The sequence below is a fragment of the Limnospira sp. genome, from assembly GCF_051859755.1.
GTDB lineage: Bacteria > Cyanobacteriota > Cyanobacteriia > Cyanobacteriales > Microcoleaceae > Limnospira > Limnospira fusiformis.
On the sequence record NZ_JBIMLI010000002.1, the window covers coordinates 52952 to 71333 of the forward strand.

The window sequence follows — 18382 nt, forward strand, 5'->3', positions numbered from 1 at the left end:
TCAGAGATTATTAACTTGATGATTTGGCACGCTTTACGGCTTTCCAACTGGTATAACCCAACAATCCGGTAGCCCCCCAAGCATAGACCAAACCACTGGGAAAACCGGAGAAAGCCAGAGCCAAACTCCCTACCCATAGGGTGAGAGTATAGATAAAGAGAACCGTTAACCTTTGAGATAAACCCGCTTTTAGTAGTCGGTGATGCAGATGGCGGTTATCAGCAGCAAAGGGAGATTTTCCATGTCGTAATCGTTCAATAATAACTGCTGACATATCCAAAATCGGCACAGCTAGAATTAGATAGGGTAGTAAAACAGAGGTTACGGCGGTAGTTTTAACTAAACCAATAACTCCGACACCAGCCAAGGTAAACCCCATAAAATAGGAACCGCCATCGCCCATAAAAATCTGAGCGGGGTTAAAATTATATCGGAGAAATCCCAGACACCCCCCAGCTAGGGCGGCGGCAATGAGGGCGGCGGCGGGTTGATTCATATATAGAGATGCGATTAACATCACCACGGCTGCAATACCGGAAACTCCAGCAGCGAGACCGTCGAGACCGTCAATCCAATTTATAGCATTAGTCATTCCCACTAACCAAAGGACGGTGACGGGTAAACTTAACCAGCCGATATGTATTAAGCCGCCAAAGTAGGGGATACTCAGAAATTCAATGCGGACTCCGACCCCCCAGACTGAACTGGCGATCGCTGTTTGTAAGATTAATCGAGTTAAGGGAGACAGACCAAATAAATCGTCTCCCAAGCCAATGAGAAAGAATGCTATAGCGCCTATAGCGACCCCTAAAATTTCAAATTCTTGTTTAGGGGGGAGGGGCTGACCATCTGCGCCGATAAAACCACCCAAGCACCAAACTAATAGTAGTGCGATGAGTGTACCGATGAAGATAGAAACTCCCCCCAAGCGAACCATAGGACGCTTATGCACTTTGCGATCGCAGGGTAAATCTACTCGTCCACTTTTCAGCCCGATATTTTTGACTATCGGTGTACTCCACAGGACCACGACGGTAGAAATTACAAAAGCCAGCAGATGATAAAAAGGATAGGGCATCTGATCAAAGTTTTTTTGGGATGGGTGCTAAAAGCTAGTTCAGGGTGAGTCTACTATATTTTGAACCGCCTGATCACAGTCTCCCTTTAAAAGATGGGGGTATTGTTGGTTATTTTGGCACCCATCAGACCCAGAAACTGATTAAGTCAGTGCGGGAACTTTGATTTGTAGATGGGGATATAGGGGGAAGCGATCGCAAAGTTGGGCGACGCGCGCGCGACAGTCGGCTGTCACTGTGTCATCATCAGGATTTAATAGGCGATCGGCGATAATATTACCGATTTCCATAAATTCTGAAATTCCCATCCCTCTGGTGGTCATGGCTGGAGAACCTAACCGCAGACCACTGGTGACAAAGGGTGATTCTGGGTCAAAGGGGACTGTGTTTTTATTGGCGGTGATGTTGATTTCACTCATCAAGCGATCGGCAATTTTTCCGGTCATTTTCACCGATCGCAAATCCACCAACATCAGATGGTTGTCTGTACCACCAGAAACAATTTTTAAGCCCCGTTGCTGTAAGCAGTTAGCTAACGCTTGAGCATTGGCGATCACTTCGGTTGAGTAGGTTTTAAATTCCGGTTTTAGTGCTTCCCCAAAGGCGACCGCTTTACCAGCAATCACGTGCTCCAGGGGTCCGCCTTGAGTACCGGGGAAAACCGCTTTATCTAGTTTTTTGCCCAATTCTGGGTCACGGGTAAGGATTAACCCCCCCCTAGGTCCCCGCAGAGTTTTATGGGTGGTGGTGGTGACCACGTGACAATGGGGTAATGGGTTGGGGTGATGACCTGTGGCGACCAGTCCCGCAATATGGGCGATGTCCGCTAGGAGATATGCTCCCACCTCATCGGCGATCGCTCGGAATTTGTCAAATTCAATAATCCGGGGATAGGCGGAATAGCCACAAATCATCAGTTTGGGTTGATGTTGTTTAGCCAGTTCCAAAATCTTGTCATAGTCCAAGGTTTCCGTTTCTGGACTGACTCCATAGTGGCAAACATTAAACCATTTACCCGACACATTGACCGGGGAACCGTGGGTTAAATGTCCCCCGTGGGATAGATCCATCCCCATGATTGTATCTCCCGGCTGTAGGAGAGCCAGGAACACGGCAAAATTAGCTTGAGCGCCTGAATGGGGTTGAACGTTCGCATGGGTAGCATCAAAGAGCTGACAAGCGCGATCGATGGCTATTTGCTCGATTTGATCGATAAATTCGCAACCGCCATAGTAGCGTTTTTTGGGGAGTCCTTCCGCATATTTGTTGGTGAGGACTGACCCTTGGGCAGCTAAAACGGCCGCGGAGGTAAAGTTTTCGCTGGCGATTAGTTCCAGGTGTTCCCGTTGACGCTGTAATTCCTGTCCGATGAGTTCTGTTACCGTTGGATCACTTTGGGCTAATTGGTCTAGGTTGGTGTCACTCACTGTATAAATTCCCCTTTCAGAGTTCTTAGGTTTTGGTACTATGGAGCGATCGCTTGAAAGTGCGCCCCAAATTCACCATCATAACCCGCTTACTGCCCCCAGATACATTTAACCCAGAAAAATCTGGCCGCGGCCAGTTGATATTTCCACCCCAGCCAACAAAATCTGAGCATTGGATGTATCCCGTGACACAACCTGATATTAATGGCCATGTTAAGTTGTGCATCAATCCTGGGGTCTTAACGAATCTCAAAATATAATGGGGATAGGGCTTCAGCAATCGCGGGGAGGGAGGATTATGTTAGTCATGGTCATGGAAAACCAAATTATTGAAAGCCATCAAGTGTGTCAGGGGTGTTTACTCGCCGACCATAGCGGTCAACCCCGATGGCGTGGCGACCATCTCAGTTGTGGTCATCTGATCCGTAAACCCGGAGATAATCAACCCGGTCAGTATGAGTGTCAGATGGGATTCCGCATTGCTAATATTTAACTGGCGGCGTGGGTTGAGCGATCGCTATTCATACTCCCGTTAGGTTTGGCTATAACGGGGGCTGTCTCTGTGAAATCTAAATTGGTAGTTGAGCCATATTCCGTCGTCACTGCGTTATCCTGGGAGTATCGACTTTTTTTGGTTAACAGGAGAGCTGACTATGAATTGGCGTGGGACAACGACTGTTCGCGATCGCATTTTTGCTTGTTTGCCCTATATGCTACCCTTGATGTATGGAGTACAGTTCGGCAGATTTTTATTAACTCAATTTCCCATACTACAGATTATTTTGATTCCCGTAGCTCCCCTAATGGCAATTTTTCAGTCTATTCCTTTTGCGGGTCTGATTGTCTTTTTCTTGCTGTATCTGCTGGTGGTGCGTAACGAAAATATCCCCCACTTTATCAGATTTAATGCCATGCAGTCGATTTTGTTGAATATTATCATTTTGGGCTGTAGTCTGATTTTGGGGATTATCCCATTGCAAGGGTTTATCCAAGAAACTCTGTTTAATATGATTTTCTTGGGTGTTTTAGCCTCTGTTAGTTATGGTATTGTCCAATCTATCCGGGGACAGTATGCAGAAATTCCGACTATATCCGATGCCGTTTATATGCAGGTTCGCTAAAATTACCAACTGTTAATATCTGGGGGCGGTCTTAGGGGCTGCCCTTGTTTTCCGACAGTCGGAAATAACTATTATATAGTAATCTCAAAAATACTGCCTTGTGGTTGGTTAGGGATAACTCTAATGTGTCCGCCGTGTGCTTCAACAACCATTTTACAAAAAGCCAATCCCAAGCCAATTTGAGAGACATTTTTAACTATTTTACCGATGTCATATTTATTAAAAATACTCGCTCTAAATTCCTCCGGGACTCCCGGACCAAAATCAACTACTTGGACCCTAGCACCTTTGGGGGTAAGATAATCAGCATTAATAATAATTTCACTATGACGGGGTGAGAATTTCGTGGCGTTGGAAAGTAAGTTATCTAAAACTCGTGTAAATAGTGCCTCATCCACTCTAATTGTACCACCAGGCGCGGGAAGTTGACAAATAAGTTGGATATTTTTTTGAGTGGCGATAACCTGGAAATTTTCCACAGTGGATTGAATAGTAGTACACAGATCAACATCCGCCAAATTTAACTCAATGTGTCGGTTTTCCATTTTCCCCATGATTACCAAGTCGTTGATTAACGCTTGTAAACGTTGGGCGGAGAGTAAGCATTTACCAATTTTATCTTCAATTTTATGGGGAAGTTCTGTCCTCTGTAAAAGATATAGGCTAAATAATAAACTCATTAAAGGATTCCGCAGGTCATGAACTATCATATTAACCATATCTTCGCGGGATTTTAGAATAGCTTCCAGGTCATCATATTGAGACTTTATCCGCAACATAGAGTTAACTCTAGCAACGAGTTCCACCCGATTAATGGGTTTACTAATAAAATCATCAGCCCCGGTTTCTAAGCAGCGGGCGAGGTCTTCTTTACTGTCTAAGGCGGTGACCATAATAATGGGTAAAGTTTGCCATTTGCGAATGTCTTTAATAGCGCGACAAACTTGCTGGCCATCCATGTCGGGCATCATGACATCGAGTAAAATTAAATTGGGTTGCAGTATATCCAAGGAGGCGATCGCCCGAGTCCCATTAGATGTATAATGCAACTGATAATTTTGGTCTGATAATAAAGTTTCGATTACATCAAAATTATCGGGGTCATCATCTACAATCAGAATAGATGGCAAGGAAGATGTCATAAGTTAACTTTTCAGATGATATCCCAGTAGTTGTCGCAACTACCAAGACACGGGAGCCAGTCTAATTTGGGCTATTATAACATACATTTACCAACAAGGCTCTCCCAAAAGTAGACTATCGCAACCGCCAGACGGTGTATCTCGCAGTCGAGAACCTAATCCCTCAAAAGAACTGTAACTATCATAAATGTTAGGAATTACATCTTGAGGGTCATCAAAACTGCCAACAGGAACAGATCCGATCGCAAAATCTACCGTTCCCGTGCTACTTCCGGCGGGAATGGCGGTCAAGGCGAATTGAATCATTTGGGGCGGTGGAGGATTGGTATTAAATGATAGATTTAAACCCGTGCGGCGAATTAAGCCGATAAAATTATTAAAGGCTTGACCGCTACTAAAGCGGGTTCGTAGAGCCTCTGGGTCTGCGCGTCCGGTTCCTTGACCTTCGATCGCAAAATCCCCCGACTCAAAGGCTTGGGCGTTGGGGGCATTACTAACCGAACAGAATCGATTGACCAGTTGGGCTTTCCCAGCGGAACCGCGACCGTGAACGCCGACCACGCGACCTTGGTTGTCAAATACAGGACCGCCACTCATTCCCGGACGGGTATTGTCTAAGTAAAAAATGCTATAACCGTTTTCGCTGCTGGCGGGGTTAACTACTCCCGTAACCGGTCCCCAGGTAAATCGTCTTTGGCGACGGGCTGCTCTCCCGAGACAGCGTCCGGTGGTGGCATCTCTTTCTTTTTCGGGGTCAGGCCAGCCGGAAACATAAATAGGGTCGCCCACATTGAGGGAGTTTTCGGTCGCGGAAGGGGCTACAGGATAGTGATGATCGCTTTCAAATACTACTACGGCTAGATCCGGTCCGTCTACTCTCGTGGGTAGGCTGATGGAATAACAGCCAAATCTCATTAAATTTCCTGGGGTGGGAGAACCGTTGAGGGGACAGCCTCGCCCATCGTTGGGTTGTTGGACTATATGAACTTTACCGTCACTGGTGCGGATACCGTAAGAGATTCCAGCATTTAGGTCTCGCTGTCGGAAGTTGTGGCTAACAGTCAGAACATAGTGGCGATTACCTTCGCGGGCGATAATGACACCAGAGCCGGGATGCCATACGCCATCGGGGTTGTTTTGGCTGGCTAGGGGATTTCTGTAGTTATTTTCTAGGGCTTCGATGAGTTCCGGTCGCAATTCTGGCGCAATTAATACGGTGGTTTGGCTGGCGATGGAGTTGATTTCTGCGGGGGAAAGTGCAGCCAGGGCGGCGGGCGCTAGAGTGGCTAATAGGGAGACTCCGGCTAACAGTAGTAGATTTTGAGTAAGCGATCGCATTTTTGTCATTGTTCCTAACCTGATATTTGTTCTGGTTTACCAAAACCATTGCGAGGGTGAGGATACCGGTTCAACGGGTTCAACGGGGGGTGAGGGTTTGGGGTTGATGGTGTTTGCTGATGTGAAATTGGGGGCGAGTTGTAACACGGTGTGAATGGGAACCGCCCAACTGTACTCAACCAGTTTTGCTGCTAGGGCGGGGTCCGGGGATGAACCGTCTACAAATTCATAAGCATTTCCCCACAGTGGATATTTGTGCATTCCATTAATAGCCACCAGTTCCCCTCGGCGATTTAATAGGGGTCCGCCACTCATTCCTGAAAAAATGTCGTTGGTGTATCCTACCTGATAACCTCCGATAAATGGCTGTGGCATCCAAAGGGAGACTTCACCTTCTGTAATCACAAACCCTTGGAGGGCTGATGGGTCGGGTTCTAAGGGAAATCCAGCCGCGATTACGGTTTCTCCTAGGTCTACTGGGGTGGAGGCGATCGCTGCTACATTATAGGAGTGATCTACACTGCGAAATTGCACAATCCCTAAATCATTGTGAAACCAAGATATAGAGTTAACTATTTCGGCAGCATGGATGCGGTTATCGTAGGTCTGGACTCGATAATTTTGCCCTCCCCCTGGTAGCAAAACATGATCATTGGTGACCACTGTATAAATGCCACCCTGATGGTCAATAATTACCCCGGTTCCCCACATCCTTCCTGAATAAACGCGGACAGTAATCTGTCTAGCTTTTTGGTGCAGTGCGGCTGTTGAGGGAATTGGTGGACTGGTGTTGGCGGCTAGGGTTGGTTCCCGCTGAAATTGTCTGCTTTCTTCTTCTGTCAGCACTTGTGCTTGACAGCTTAATCCTAACAGGGGAAAACTAATGGCGATCGCTCTCGCTAAAAATTTGAGTGGTTGCTGCACCTTAGATACTTGAGATACTTGGTAGATATTTGAAGGCTCACCACGCTGTCCCCGGTTGAGAACTGGGGGGGTCTGATGGTGTCATGGGTGCGGGGGTAGAACTTTCGGCGGGAACTCCCCCTAAAAATTGATCAAAGTTGATGTAGACACCTGCATCATCTTCGCTTTCAAATAGGATATCACTGGCTCCTCGGCGGATGTTGAACAGTCGCTGAAGTTTACTTTCGGCGGGTTCGGGGTCGTCCGCTTTCATGGTAAATAATATGGTGTTACTAGCGCAGGGCATTCCATGATCGGAAACTACGCAAATTACTGGTAAATTGTTGACATATCCGGCGGTTAGATATTTCAGTTGTCCAGTATGGGAAAAGTTGGTAAACCTTTGGGCGATTTCCTGACAGCGGCGTTCTGGGGAATAGCCAGAGGCGCTGAAATATTCAGAATATAAGCTAACTACGGGTTTATTTCCGGCGGGTGTGCGAGCATAGACGGTGGGATAGCCTATGGGGGAGTTCATGTCGCAGTAGAAGGATGTTACTTGCGCTTGGGCGACATCAGGTGGCTGAAATACGGCGAAACCTCCCAAGGCAATGGCTGCTACAGTTGCTAGTTGCACAGTTGGATTTTTTTCCATTTTCTAAGCCCTTGAGACCTTACCTTATATTATGGACGGTTTGGGGGCGATCGTCAACTATTAAGAAATGATTATGTTTTGGGAATTTTAGGAAAATTTATGCTAAATAATAATTCTAGTAACTTGGTGTAATCTAGTTAACCATAATCAGTTAGGCGGGTTAAGCAATGTTGGGGGTGAGATGATCAACCTGAATAATTGCTCCCGCCTTTTTCGGTGGAAATGGCTAGGCTGTTATTAAAGTAAGTTTCTATGGGTAAATGGTTTAGGATTATTTCCGGCGTAAGTGGCGACGATATGACCATCCCCAATTAATTGATATTTATAGGTCACTAATCCTTCTAAACCTACGGGACCTCTGGGGGGCATTTTGTGGGTACTGATACCAACTTCCGCCCCAAAACCATAGCGAAAACCATCAGCAAAACGGGTGGAACAGTTATGAAATACTCCCGCTGAATCTACAATTGCCATAAAGGTTTGGGCGGCTTGTCGGTCTTCGGTAATGATGCCATCTGTATGCCCTGAACCGTAGGTATTAATATGAGAAATGGCGGCTGCTAAATTTTCAACGACTTTAATTGAGAGAATTAAATCAGTATATTCTGTCTGCCAGTCTGCGTCTGTGGCTGGGGCAATATTGACGATTTTTTGGCTGTGACTATCCCCCCTTAATTCTACTCCTTTTTGTTGGAGTTCTGCGGCTAGTTTGGGTAAAAATTGCGGGGCTATTTGCTGATGCACTAACAGGGTTTCTAGGGCATTACAAGCGGCTGGATATTGGATTTTTGAGTCAATGACTATGGGTAGGGCTTTGGATATATCTGCCTCCCGGTCTATATATAGATGACAAATACCATCCGCATGACCTAAAACGGGAATCCGGGTATTTTCCTGGACGAATTGTACAAAAGAATTGGAGCCCCTGGGGATAATTAAATCGACATATTTATCTAACTGCAATAACTCAATAATTTCGGAGCGAGTAGTTAATAACTGTACGACTTCGGGATTGACTGCTGTTGTGGCTAGTCCCTGGCGGATGGCTTTGACGAGTTCTCGACAGGAATTAATCGCCTCTTTGCCACCTTTTAAGATTACGCCATTTCCCGACTTGACGGCTAAGGCGGAAATTTGAATAACGGCATCTGGTCGCGCCTCGAAGACTACTCCTAAGACTCCTAAAGGACAGGTTATCCGGCGCAAGTTTAAGCCTTGGTCTAGTTCCCGATTAATTTGAATTGCGCCTACTGGGTCGGCTAATTTTTCGACATCTCGCAAGCCGGAAATCGCGCCTTTTAACTTGGCTTCATCGAGTTTTAAGCGGTTATAAAGAGGTTTCGCAATACCATCAGCTTGGGCTTGCTGACAGTCCATCTGGTTGGCGGCGAGAATGTCTGGGGCGGCATTTTCTAGGGCTTGGGCTATGGATGCGATCGCCTGATTTTTGGCATCTGTAGATAAAACAGCCAATTGGCGGGCTGCTGCTTGGGTTTTTTGGGCGGTTTCAATTAGCAACGGAGAAATAGTCATGGTCAGCAATTTATGTAAAATATAGTTAAGCAGTAGTAGTGGACAGTAGACAGCTATAATAATTATAGCAAACAATTGACGGGGAACCTATCAACTGTGAAATTTTCTGGTCTATAATATATCCAAATCACGGGCTAAATCTGGAGTGAAACCATGACTAAAAAACGGAAAAATTGGTTAACTATTGCTGGGATTGTGGGCGGGGTGCTGATTGTCCTAGCTGCGATCGCCAATGTGACTTTATCAAGGGTAGATAGCCAATTGCAAAACTACCTAGAAAATACAGTGAGTTCTACCCTAGGAGTACCGACCGAAATTCAATCTTTGAGTTTGGATAAATTGCGGGGTGATTTGCGGATTAATAATCTGACCATCAACAATCCTGATAATTTTAGCACTCCCCATGTTCTCAAGATTCATCAGGTGGATATTGATGTGACTCCGAGAAGCCTGTTAACTGATGTGGTGGAAATCAATAATTTCGCGATTAACTATATTGATGTCAACATCGAACAGAGACTACTAAACAACAATATCCTGGCAATTATCAATAATCTGAAATCCACCCAACCTTCGGAACCGCAGACACGGACTGAAACCACAGAGGAAACCTCGAAAACTAAGCTAAAAATTAACTTTGATGTTATCGATGTTCAGAATACTAAAGTTAATGTGACTTTAGCACCTTTGGGATTTGCCAGTTCTCTCGATTTTCAACTCCCTAACCTGCGTCTAACTAATGTGTCATCAGAGGACTTTGAAGAAATTTTGACCAGCGACTTGATTCGGCAAGTTGTACAAGATATATTCGAGAGTATTATTAGAGATGGTGGGGAAAAAATCCCGGAGATTTTACAAGAAGCGATCGCCCCGGAAACTAATCCGAGCTAAATGATGATAAGTTGTAGCCAGTTGATGGTAAAATGGTAGTGGTTATCTAAACTACACGGTCACAAATCAGTCATGTCTACTACCCAAATCATCTATATCCGTGGCGCGAATATTCTGCTACCGGATGGCAATTTCAGCTTAGGAGATGTTAAACTGGGGGGGGGTAAAATTCTGGAAATTAGTTCAGAACTTCCCGCCGCCGGAGAGTCAGAAATGGACCTAAATGCAGAGGGGTTAACTCTGTTACCGGGAGTAATTGACCCCCAGGTTCATTTTCGGGAACCGGGACTAGAATATAAAGAAGATTTATCAACAGCCAGTCGCGCCTGCGCTAAAGGTGGCGTTACGTCGTTTTTGGAGATGCCGAATACTCGCCCTTTAACTAGCACAAAGGAAGCGTTGGCGGATAAACTAGAAAGGGCAGCCCAAAAGTGTTTGGTAAATTATGGCTTTTTTATGGGGGCGACTCCTGAGAATTTACCGGATTTATTAGAGGCTAACCCGAGTCCTGGGATTAAAATTTTTATGGGGTCAATGCACGGACCTTTATTGGTCGATCACGAAGAAATTTTAGAACCGATTTTTGCTAAAGGCGATCGCCTAATTGCGGTACACGCGGAAAACCAGGACCGGATTAATCGTCGGCGCGAGGAATTTGCGGGACAAACAGATCCAGCCATTCACTCCCAGATCCAGGATGAACAAGCCGCCCTAGAAGCCACCCAACTGGCTCTGAAGCTGTCTAAAAAGTATCAACGAAGATTGCACATTTTGCATCTATCTACAGGTATAGAAGCCGAATTGCTGCGACAGGATAAACCCGCCTGGGTAACAGCAGAAGTTACCCCCCAACATTTGGTGCTAAATATCACCGATTATGGTAAAATTGGCACCAAAGCTCAAATGAATCCGCCTTTGCGATCGCCTGAAAATAATGAAGTTCTCTGGCGAGCGTTGTTGGATGGAGTCATCGACTTTATTGCTACAGATCACGCCCCCCACACCCTAGAAGAAAAAGCCAAACCATATCCCAATAGCCCTTCAGGAATGCCGGGAGTTGAGACATCCTTACCAGTGATGCTAACTCAGGCGATCGCCGTCGGACGTTGTAGTGTTGCCCAGGTATCTAACTGGATGTCAACAGCCGTAGCAAAAGGTTATAATATCCCGAATAAAGGAGCGATCGCCCCTGGTTATGATGCTGACTTAGTGTTAGTTGATTTAAACAATTATCGCCCAGTTTTAGCCTCAGAATTGCAAACCAAGTGTGGCTGGAGTCCCTTTGAGGGTTGGCAGCTAACCGGGTGGCCAGTGGTTACTATTGTCGGAGGTCAAGTAGTGTATGACCATGGCAAACTTAACTTAGAAGTAAGAGGGAAAGCCTTGACATTTGACCATCATTAAACCCCTAAACATCAGCAAATATTGACGAACAGAAATTCAACCTATGGCACAATCAAAACTCAATAATGATCCGCTTTGGTTCAAAGATGCGATTATTTACGAAGTGCCAGTCCGCGCCTATTGTGATAGTAATGGCGATGGTATTGGCGACTTTGCTGGACTCACGGAAAAATTAGATTATCTGGAAGAACTCGGCATCACTGCCATCTGGATTTTACCATTTTTCCCCTCTCCCTTGCGAGATGATGGTTATGATATTTCCGATTACCGAGATGTTAATTATATCTATGGTAATTTAGATGATTTTAAAACCTTTCTGGATGCCGCCCATGAAAGGGGAATTAGGGTAATCATCGAGTTAGTAGTTAACCACACTTCCGACCAGCACCCGTGGTTTCAGCGGGCGAGGAGACTCCCCAAAGGCAGTAAAGAACGGGAATTTTATGTATGGAGTGATACCCCCGACAAATACCCAGAAGTTAGGATTATTTTCCAGGATTTTGAGACCTCTAATTGGGCGTGGGACCCGGTAGCAAAAGCCTATTATTGGCATCGTTTTTACTCCCATCAACCGGACTTAAATTATGAGAGTCCCGAATTGCAGCAAGCCGTGTTAGAACTCGCGGATTTTTGGTTAGGAATGGGAGTAGATGGGATGCGCTTAGATGCAGTCCCCTATCTGTGTGTGAGGGAAGGAACCAACTGCGAAAACCTGCCAGAAACCCATGCCTTTTTGAAAAGATTACGGGCTTATATTGATAGCAAATATGAGGATCGGATGCTATTAGCGGAAGCCAATCAATGGCCGGAAGATGCCGCCGCTTACTATGGGGAAGGTGATGAATGTCAGATGAATTTTCACTTCCCGTTAATGCCTCGTTTGTTTATGGCATTACGAATGGAAGATAGTTTCCCCATTGTGGATATTCTCAACCAAACTCCCTCTATTCCTAATAATTGTCAGTGGGCATTATTTCTGCGTAACCATGACGAGTTAACCTTAGAAATGGTGACAGACGAGGACCGAGATTATATGTATCGGGTCTATGCAGAAGATACCCAAGCGCGACTAAATTTAGGCATTCGTCGCCGTCTCGCGCCACTACTGGGGAACGATCGCCGCCAAATTGAACTAATGAATAGTCTGCTGCTTTCCTTACCAGGAACTCCCGTGCTGTACTATGGTGATGAAATTGGTATGGGGGATAATATATATATAGGCGATCGCAATGGAGTTCGCACCCCCATGCAGTGGAGTCCTGACCGTAACGCTGGCTTTAGTCGTGCCAACCCTCAGAAACTGTATCAACCAGTTATTTTAGACTCTGAATATCACTACGAAGCCATCAACGTGGAAGCGCAAAGCGCTAATCCTAATTCCCTGCTGTCATGGATGAAACGTTTAATTGCGATGCGGAAACGTTTTCAAGCCTTTGGACGTGGAACTTTTGAACTGTTACATCCCGAAAACAGGAAAGTATTAGCATTTGTCCGCACCTACTCTGGGGAACATATTTTAGTAGTGGCAAACCTGTCGCGATTTGTGCAGAGTGTAGAATTAGATTTAACCCCATTCCAGGGAATGGTTCCCGTGGAAATTTTCGGGCGAAATCAGTTCCCCAAAATTGGTGAATCTAGCTATTTTCTGAGTATCGCACCCTATGGATTTTACTGGTTTATGCTTCAGTTTGATCCAGCCACCAGCCTGCTACCACGTCCCCGCCACCAACTGCCAGCTTTAGAAGTGGCTAAAAGTTGGCATCAAATATTTTCTCAGTCGGATACCCGCGAACGTTTAGAGTCTTTATTCCCGGAATATCTGCATCGATCCTCGTGGTTTATTAGTAAATCTAGGGTTATGCAGTCGGTGACAATTGCTGATTTTATTCCGATTCCTTTTCCGAAACAGGAAGCAGCTATTGTCATGCTAAATGTAGACTATACGGAAGGGTTTGCCGAAACCTATGTAGTGCTGTTATCTTGTGCTATTGGTGAACAATCAAAAGAAGTTAGTGCTAACTTTCCTAGTGCGGTACTGGCTTCAGTAAAAATCGATGATCAGGAGGGAATTTTATTTGAAGCAAGTGCTGATCAAGACTTCTTAACTCTCCCCTTAGATATGATTCGGAACCGCCAACAGTATAAGGGTAAACATGGCACTTTAACGGCCACGACTACGGAGGCGCTGGCGGGGGTAGATATGAGTCAAGAGAAACTCAACCCTCAGCTAATGGGAAAAACGGATAAAAATGCCTTAGTTGTTTATGGCGATCGCCTAATTTTCAAATTCTTCCGCCGAGTCGAACCGGGTATTAATCCCGAATTAGAAATTCGCAGTTTTTTGGGACAGAAACAACAATTAGAACACATTGCGCCAGTAATGGGAGGGTTAAAATATCAACCCCGTCGCGGAGAGTCTACAACTTTAGGAGTTTTGCAGGTATATATTCCCGATGGTGTTAAGGCTTGGAATTATACTTTAGATAATCTCCGAGACTTTTTCGATCGCATAACTTTACCAACCACGGAAACTCCGGTGGAGGTTCCCTCAGAATCTCTGCTAACCTTAAAAAATGAGGAAATTCCCGAAGAAGTAGGGATCGCGATCGGATCATATCTGAGTAATATTCAACTACTAGGTCAACGCACAGCCGAGTTACATATTGCCTTATCCAGCGATACGGACGATCCGAATTTTACCCCAGAACCCTTTTCATCTTTGTATCAGCGATCGATTTATCAATATTCCCGAAACCTGACCGGACAGGTAATGCTAAAGCTGAGAAAAGGACTGGGTTCTATGAAACCGGAAACCCGCGATTTAGCCAAAAAAGTTCTGAGTAAACATGAGTATATTTTAGGGCGTTTTCAATCCCTACTGAACCTCAAAATTACCGGAATGCGAACCCGTTGTCATGGGGACTATTCCTTAGATGAAATCCTCTATACAGGTAAAGATTTTTGGGTGATTGACTTTGAGGGAGAAACCTACCGCACTTTAAATGAAAGGCGGATGAAGCGATCGCCTTTGCGGGATGTCGCCGCCATGTTACAATCCCTCAATTATGCCACTCGTGTGGCTTTACTCAACGAGGTAGAAAATGGCATGATTCGACCCGAAAACGTACCCGAAATGGAACAATGGGCGAAAATCTGGTATAATTGGGTAGGTGCTAAATTTTTGGGCAGTTATTTAGAAGTAGCTAAAGAGGATGGATTTTTACCCAAGACCAAGCAGGAATTACAGGTATTGCTGGACAGCTACCTCCTAGAGCGAATTATCCAAAGTTTAGACTTCCACTATAATCGCAATCAACAACTAATTGATATTCCCTTACAGCAACTCTTAGAGGTTGTGGTCTAAAGGTTTATCGAATCGATGGGGAGGCGGAGCATTGACAGTGTAACCCGCCTCTACCGGGTCATGAATAATTGATAATCAACCATTAATTATTCATCATAGTCTTGCTCAAGAATCCGCCAACTCACAGATTTAATCGAAGGATCTAAACTTAATCGGCTAATTATTTGCTCCAACAAATTATCATCACGATTCTGGGCTATCATTTCAGCTTCAACCTCAACCAAATGATTAAAGTCATCCAAATCTTGACTCCGCAAAGAACGCAGCTTAATTTTCTTCATTTGACCCAGAGCATCCAGTAACAAAATCCTGACATTAGCTTCCTCATTACCCCGACAAACCAGGGAACAGAGATAATTAAATTCCAATTCAGTCCCTTCTGTAGGTTGCTGGTTAATGCGAAGACTCAAGGGGCGCAAAACCGTGTTAGCAATCAAAACCGCACCGGCTCCCATAAATGCTTCGGAAAAAAAACCAGCCCCCGATAAAGTCCCAATTGCCGCAGCGCACCAAATAGTCGCCGCCGTATTCAACCCCTTAACCGTGAGGCCTTCTTTTAAAATTACACCCCCAGCCAGAAAACCAATTCCAGACACAACTTGAGCCGCAATGCGGGTAGGGCTACCCTCTCCGGGAGTCATCACGGAAAGAATAACAAACATAGACGCTCCCGTGGCTACCAATGTATTAGTCCGTAACCCAGCCATGCGCTGTCGCCACTGACGTTCAATTCCCAAAGCCGAGCCTAACAAAAATGCCACAGTCAGTCTCAGCAATGTTTCTGTCCACTCCATGTATCACCTTCCGATTGTGGTTCGATGGACTCTGTACACAGTTGAGTTAAACTATGCCAAGAACCTACTGACTGCTGATTTTAGGATATTTTCGGCAGCATTCACCGGAAAAATAAGTGATGGGGAGTTCAACCTCCCCATGTTGCCCTATTCGGGAGCGGTTATGATTCGGGTTGGGAGTCTTGCAACTCCTCCCACAACTGTTCCAGACGATCCATTGCTTGTCCGGGTGAGATTTTACCACTGGTTTCTAAAGCACAGGCGATCGCCACTTGATTAGAAAAATCCTGAAAAACTTGGTTAAAACGCAGATGTTCTGAAGTCAGTTGTCCGCGATAGCGACAATGGGGAGATAACATTTGTTGCAAAACCAGCCGATCTTCGCTCCGATCATTGATAGCAGCAGTAGTTTTTTGTCCATATTCAGCCAAAATTTGATTCAAATAATAGTTATCCTGTGCCTCTAACTTCTGAATCAAATGCAAAATCAAGGGAAGATTAACTTGGGCAATTAATTGATGCCATGACCGCTGCCACCATGAATATTTGAGACTAGGTACTGATTCCCCTAACTGGTTCAATGTGCAAGCTGGAGATAAAATAGATTGCTCGGAGGAACTCGCCATTTTGCGTAAAGTCTCCCGACGGGATGCCGAAGATTCCCGTTTTGCCATAGCTTTGTAAATTTGTGCAATTTCCTGTTTCCGCAAACAAATTTGTTTGAGGGTAGAAATAACACTGGGGCGGGAAGTGATAGCTTGACTCATCATCATGTTCTTATCTCCTTAGTTGTTACAATCTTTTTGCCAGCTTAGGGTGATTCCGTGACTCAGATACTGGGTTTAATGGCAGTTAACTAACGCCAACCAGTAACCCCACTAGGGAAAAATAAATCCACAGACCGGAAAAGTCTTTAATTGTGGTGATAAATGGATCGGCACCAGGACCGTGATCAAAGCCTAGTCTTAGCATAATCATCGGTAACATTGCCCCTAAAATTGCTCCCAGAGTAATTACACAAGCTAGGGCAATTCCGACGGCTAAACCGAGTTGGGGGATATCGTTAGGTAATCCTTGCCAGAAGTAGGCGGCTACTCCCGCCACAGTGCCTAAAATCACCCCCATAATCAAGCCAATGCGAATTTCTCGGAATAGATAAGCAGTAAACTGGCTGGGGTGAATTTGACTCCAGGCTAAACCACGGGCGAAAATAGTGCTTGATTGAGTGCCGACATTTCCTCCCATATCCATGACTAGGGGAATAAATACGGCAGCCGCCACGATCGCCTCTAGGGTATCTTCAAACCTTTCGATCACACCACCGACTAAAAAACCGCCAATCAGGGTGACAATTAAGAAAATTATCCGCAGTCTAATGGCATATATGGAAGGACCACGCACCAGTTTTTCACTCCAGCCTTGATCGCGGGTTAATAAATTCCCGACTCCGGCTTGGCCTAAAATTGTCTCGGTGGCTTCTTCTTCCACTAAGTCAATCACATCATCAAAGGTGATATCTCCAATTAATCGCCCTTCGTTATCGACTACGGGAATGGCGGGAAGGTCGTTATTTTTCAGGAGTTTAGCCGCTTTTAAATCGCGATCGCTGGCGCGGACGGCAATGGTTTCTCCCTCGGCTAATTCACCAATAATTTGATGGGGGTCGAATCTAATCAGGTTAACGGTAGAAACAAATCCGCGATAATATCTTTCGGCATCAATAATAAACACAACCGCCAGTTGATTCGGGTCTAATTCCGATTGGCGGATAATGCTTAGGGCATCCGCAACGGTCATGTTACTGCGGACTGTAATAAACCGCAGATTCATAATTCTTCCCGCACTATTTTCGGGATATCCCAGTAGTAAGTTAACGGTTTCCCTGGCTTGGGGACTGAGTTTCCCTATCAGTCGCTTAGTCACTTTAGCCGGAAGTTCCTCAAATAGCTGCACACGATCATCAGGATCAAGTGCTTCCAGAAGCGTCATTACTTCGGGATTTTCCATATCTTGAATTAGATCGGCTTGTTCTTCCGGGCGTAAATATTCAAAAACAGCGATCGCTCGGTTTTTTTCTAGTAATCGAAACGCTATAACTCGCTTATGGGGTTCAATTTGCATCAGCAGTTGTACCAGTTCCGAAGCTGGTAAACTATTCGCCTCTTTTTTCGCCGCTTCTAATGCAAAAGGTTGTAGTAAATCGTTCAAAACATTGCCACGCATTTTTCACCTCTACTCACGAAATACCGGATAATTGGCAGCATCAAACCATGTTTATTGCCTTAATTTTTTGAGGATATTTGCCAGCACAAATCGACTCACAAAAGGTCATTTTGGGAGTGGCAAAAGTAGACTAAACACAGTTTCAGGCTGAATAAATCCTCAAAGATCCAACCTGTCAACCAGTCCACTGGCTGCACTATTTATTCAATAATCAAACATCCAAAAACAGCCTGGCTTTTTCTTCCAATAACCAGAAAAAACCAACTCGAAATTGATTGAAATATTCAGTAATAGTCTAGGGGGTTTACCTCCTTCCTTCCCAGTCACTATGCCCAGCAGTGACCGGAGATGAACCCCCTAATCTCTAATAAAGCGATCGGGGCAAATTCATCAAACCAATCAACTGCCAGCCACACCTAGGGCCAGGGTCAGGGTCTTCTGTAGACGAATCGGACTCTTGATGTGTAGTTATAAAACTACTACTACCAGGAATCTCCATTGGTTTAGTTTC

16 protein-coding genes are annotated in these 18382 nt (G+C 45.2%); 5 read left to right on the forward strand and 11 right to left on the reverse strand.

What is annotated here, in order from left to right; genetic code table 11:
• Positions 1–10: 10 nt before the first annotated feature.
• Entirely contained in the window at positions 11–1078 is a 1068-nt protein-coding gene (locus ACTIE0_RS00705) for a glycosyltransferase family 4 protein (RefSeq protein ID WP_006668418.1), read from the reverse strand.
• Between the two features lie 141 nt (positions 1079–1219).
• Positions 1220–2503, reverse strand: a complete 1284-nt coding sequence (gene glyA / locus ACTIE0_RS00710; protein ID WP_006624286.1) for a serine hydroxymethyltransferase — start codon at positions 2501–2503, stop codon at positions 1220–1222.
• A 298-nt stretch (positions 2504–2801) separates the two neighbouring features.
• Between glyA and ACTIE0_RS00715 the strand changes: the two genes are divergently transcribed.
• Entirely contained in the window at positions 2802–2996 is a 195-nt protein-coding gene (locus ACTIE0_RS00715) for a hypothetical protein (protein ID WP_006624285.1), read from the forward strand.
• Between the two features lie 160 nt (positions 2997–3156).
• Positions 3157–3624, forward strand: coding sequence for a Tic20 family protein (locus tag ACTIE0_RS00720; protein ID WP_006624283.1), 468 nt, complete (start codon positions 3157–3159; stop codon positions 3622–3624).
• Positions 3625–3695: 71 nt separating this feature from the next.
• Here the strand turns inward: ACTIE0_RS00720 and ACTIE0_RS00725 are convergent, their stop codons facing one another.
• The 5 genes from ACTIE0_RS00725 to ACTIE0_RS00745 form a co-directional block, all read right to left on the reverse strand.
• Positions 3696–4766, reverse strand: a complete 1071-nt coding sequence (locus tag ACTIE0_RS00725) for a hybrid sensor histidine kinase/response regulator (RefSeq protein WP_006668417.1) — start codon at positions 4764–4766, stop codon at positions 3696–3698.
• A gap of 87 nt (positions 4767–4853) precedes the next feature.
• Positions 4854–6113, reverse strand: a complete 1260-nt coding sequence (locus tag ACTIE0_RS00730) for a S1 family peptidase (RefSeq protein WP_039932312.1) — start codon at positions 6111–6113, stop codon at positions 4854–4856.
• A 27-nt stretch (positions 6114–6140) separates the two neighbouring features.
• Complete coding sequence (locus tag ACTIE0_RS00735; RefSeq protein WP_006624279.1) at positions 6141–7028, reverse strand: S1 family peptidase; 888 nt, start codon at positions 7026–7028, stop codon at positions 6141–6143.
• A gap of 37 nt (positions 7029–7065) precedes the next feature.
• Complete coding sequence (locus ACTIE0_RS00740; RefSeq protein WP_006624278.1) at positions 7066–7662, reverse strand: COP23 domain-containing protein; 597 nt, start codon at positions 7660–7662, stop codon at positions 7066–7068.
• A 237-nt stretch (positions 7663–7899) separates the two neighbouring features.
• Complete coding sequence (locus ACTIE0_RS00745; protein WP_006668415.1) at positions 7900–9195, reverse strand: glutamate-5-semialdehyde dehydrogenase; 1296 nt, start codon at positions 9193–9195, stop codon at positions 7900–7902.
• 153 nt (positions 9196–9348) lie between these two features.
• Between ACTIE0_RS00745 and ACTIE0_RS00750 the strand changes: the two genes are divergently transcribed.
• From ACTIE0_RS00750 to treS, 3 genes are all read left to right on the forward strand, one after another.
• Positions 9349–10086 (forward strand): AsmA family protein, encoded by a 738-nt coding sequence (locus ACTIE0_RS00750; protein ID WP_006624276.1) that lies wholly within the window; start codon positions 9349–9351, stop codon positions 10084–10086.
• 72 nt (positions 10087–10158) lie between these two features.
• Complete coding sequence (locus tag ACTIE0_RS00755) at positions 10159–11490, forward strand: dihydroorotase (RefSeq protein WP_006624275.1); 1332 nt, start codon at positions 10159–10161, stop codon at positions 11488–11490.
• 43 nt (positions 11491–11533) lie between these two features.
• On the forward strand, positions 11534–14854 hold the full coding sequence (treS, locus tag ACTIE0_RS00760) for a maltose alpha-D-glucosyltransferase (protein ID WP_006624274.1): 3321 nt from the start codon (positions 11534–11536) through the stop codon (positions 14852–14854).
• Between the two features lie 86 nt (positions 14855–14940).
• On the opposite strand, the gene ACTIE0_RS00765 is transcribed toward treS, so the two are convergent.
• The 4 genes from ACTIE0_RS00765 to ACTIE0_RS00780 form a co-directional block, all read right to left on the reverse strand.
• The gene (locus ACTIE0_RS00765) at positions 14941–15648 is read right to left on the reverse strand and encodes an MgtC/SapB family protein (RefSeq protein ID WP_006624273.1); all 708 of its coding nucleotides are present in this window, start codon (positions 15646–15648) and stop codon (positions 14941–14943) included.
• A 161-nt stretch (positions 15649–15809) separates the two neighbouring features.
• Entirely contained in the window at positions 15810–16421 is a 612-nt protein-coding gene (locus tag ACTIE0_RS00770) for a DUF7219 family protein (protein WP_006668414.1), read from the reverse strand.
• Between the two features lie 79 nt (positions 16422–16500).
• Positions 16501–17871 carry a magnesium transporter gene (mgtE, locus tag ACTIE0_RS00775; RefSeq protein WP_006668413.1) on the reverse strand — a complete coding sequence of 457 codons (1371 nt, stop codon included), beginning with the start codon at positions 17869–17871 and terminating at the stop codon, positions 16501–16503.
• Positions 17872–18235: 364 nt separating this feature from the next.
• Positions 18236–18370 (reverse strand): hypothetical protein, encoded by a 135-nt coding sequence (locus ACTIE0_RS00780; RefSeq protein ID WP_006668412.1) that lies wholly within the window; start codon positions 18368–18370, stop codon positions 18236–18238.
• Positions 18371–18382: the final 12 nt, after the last annotated feature.

Excerpts from the sequence above, each read along its gene's own strand:
- ACTIE0_RS00705 (WP_006668418.1), bottom strand. The coding sequence starts at position 1,078 with ATGCCCTATCCTTTTTATCATCTGCTGGCTTTTGTAATTTCTACCGTC.
- ACTIE0_RS00740 (WP_006624278.1), bottom strand. The coding sequence starts at position 7,662 with ATGGAAAAAAATCCAACTGTGCAACTAGCAACTGTAGCAGCCATTGCC.
- ACTIE0_RS00720 (WP_006624283.1), top strand. The coding sequence starts at position 3,157 with ATGAATTGGCGTGGGACAACGACTGTTCGCGATCGCATTTTTGCTTGT.
- ACTIE0_RS00715 (WP_006624285.1), top strand. The coding sequence starts at position 2,802 with ATGTTAGTCATGGTCATGGAAAACCAAATTATTGAAAGCCATCAAGTG.
- ACTIE0_RS00725 (WP_006668417.1), bottom strand. The coding sequence starts at position 4,766 with ATGACATCTTCCTTGCCATCTATTCTGATTGTAGATGATGACCCCGAT.
- mgtE (WP_006668413.1), bottom strand. The coding sequence starts at position 17,871 with ATGCGTGGCAATGTTTTGAACGATTTACTACAACCTTTTGCATTAGAA.
- ACTIE0_RS00730 (WP_039932312.1), bottom strand. The coding sequence starts at position 6,113 with ATGACAAAAATGCGATCGCTTACTCAAAATCTACTACTGTTAGCCGGA.
- treS (WP_006624274.1), top strand. The coding sequence starts at position 11,534 with ATGGCACAATCAAAACTCAATAATGATCCGCTTTGGTTCAAAGATGCG.
- ACTIE0_RS00765 (WP_006624273.1), bottom strand. The coding sequence starts at position 15,648 with ATGGAGTGGACAGAAACATTGCTGAGACTGACTGTGGCATTTTTGTTA.
- ACTIE0_RS00755 (WP_006624275.1), top strand. The coding sequence starts at position 10,159 with ATGTCTACTACCCAAATCATCTATATCCGTGGCGCGAATATTCTGCTA.
- ACTIE0_RS00745 (WP_006668415.1), bottom strand. The coding sequence starts at position 9,195 with ATGACTATTTCTCCGTTGCTAATTGAAACCGCCCAAAAAACCCAAGCA.
- ACTIE0_RS00750 (WP_006624276.1), top strand. The coding sequence starts at position 9,349 with ATGACTAAAAAACGGAAAAATTGGTTAACTATTGCTGGGATTGTGGGC.
- ACTIE0_RS00770 (WP_006668414.1), bottom strand. The coding sequence starts at position 16,421 with ATGATGATGAGTCAAGCTATCACTTCCCGCCCCAGTGTTATTTCTACC.
- ACTIE0_RS00780 (WP_006668412.1), bottom strand. The coding sequence starts at position 18,370 with ATGGAGATTCCTGGTAGTAGTAGTTTTATAACTACACATCAAGAGTCC.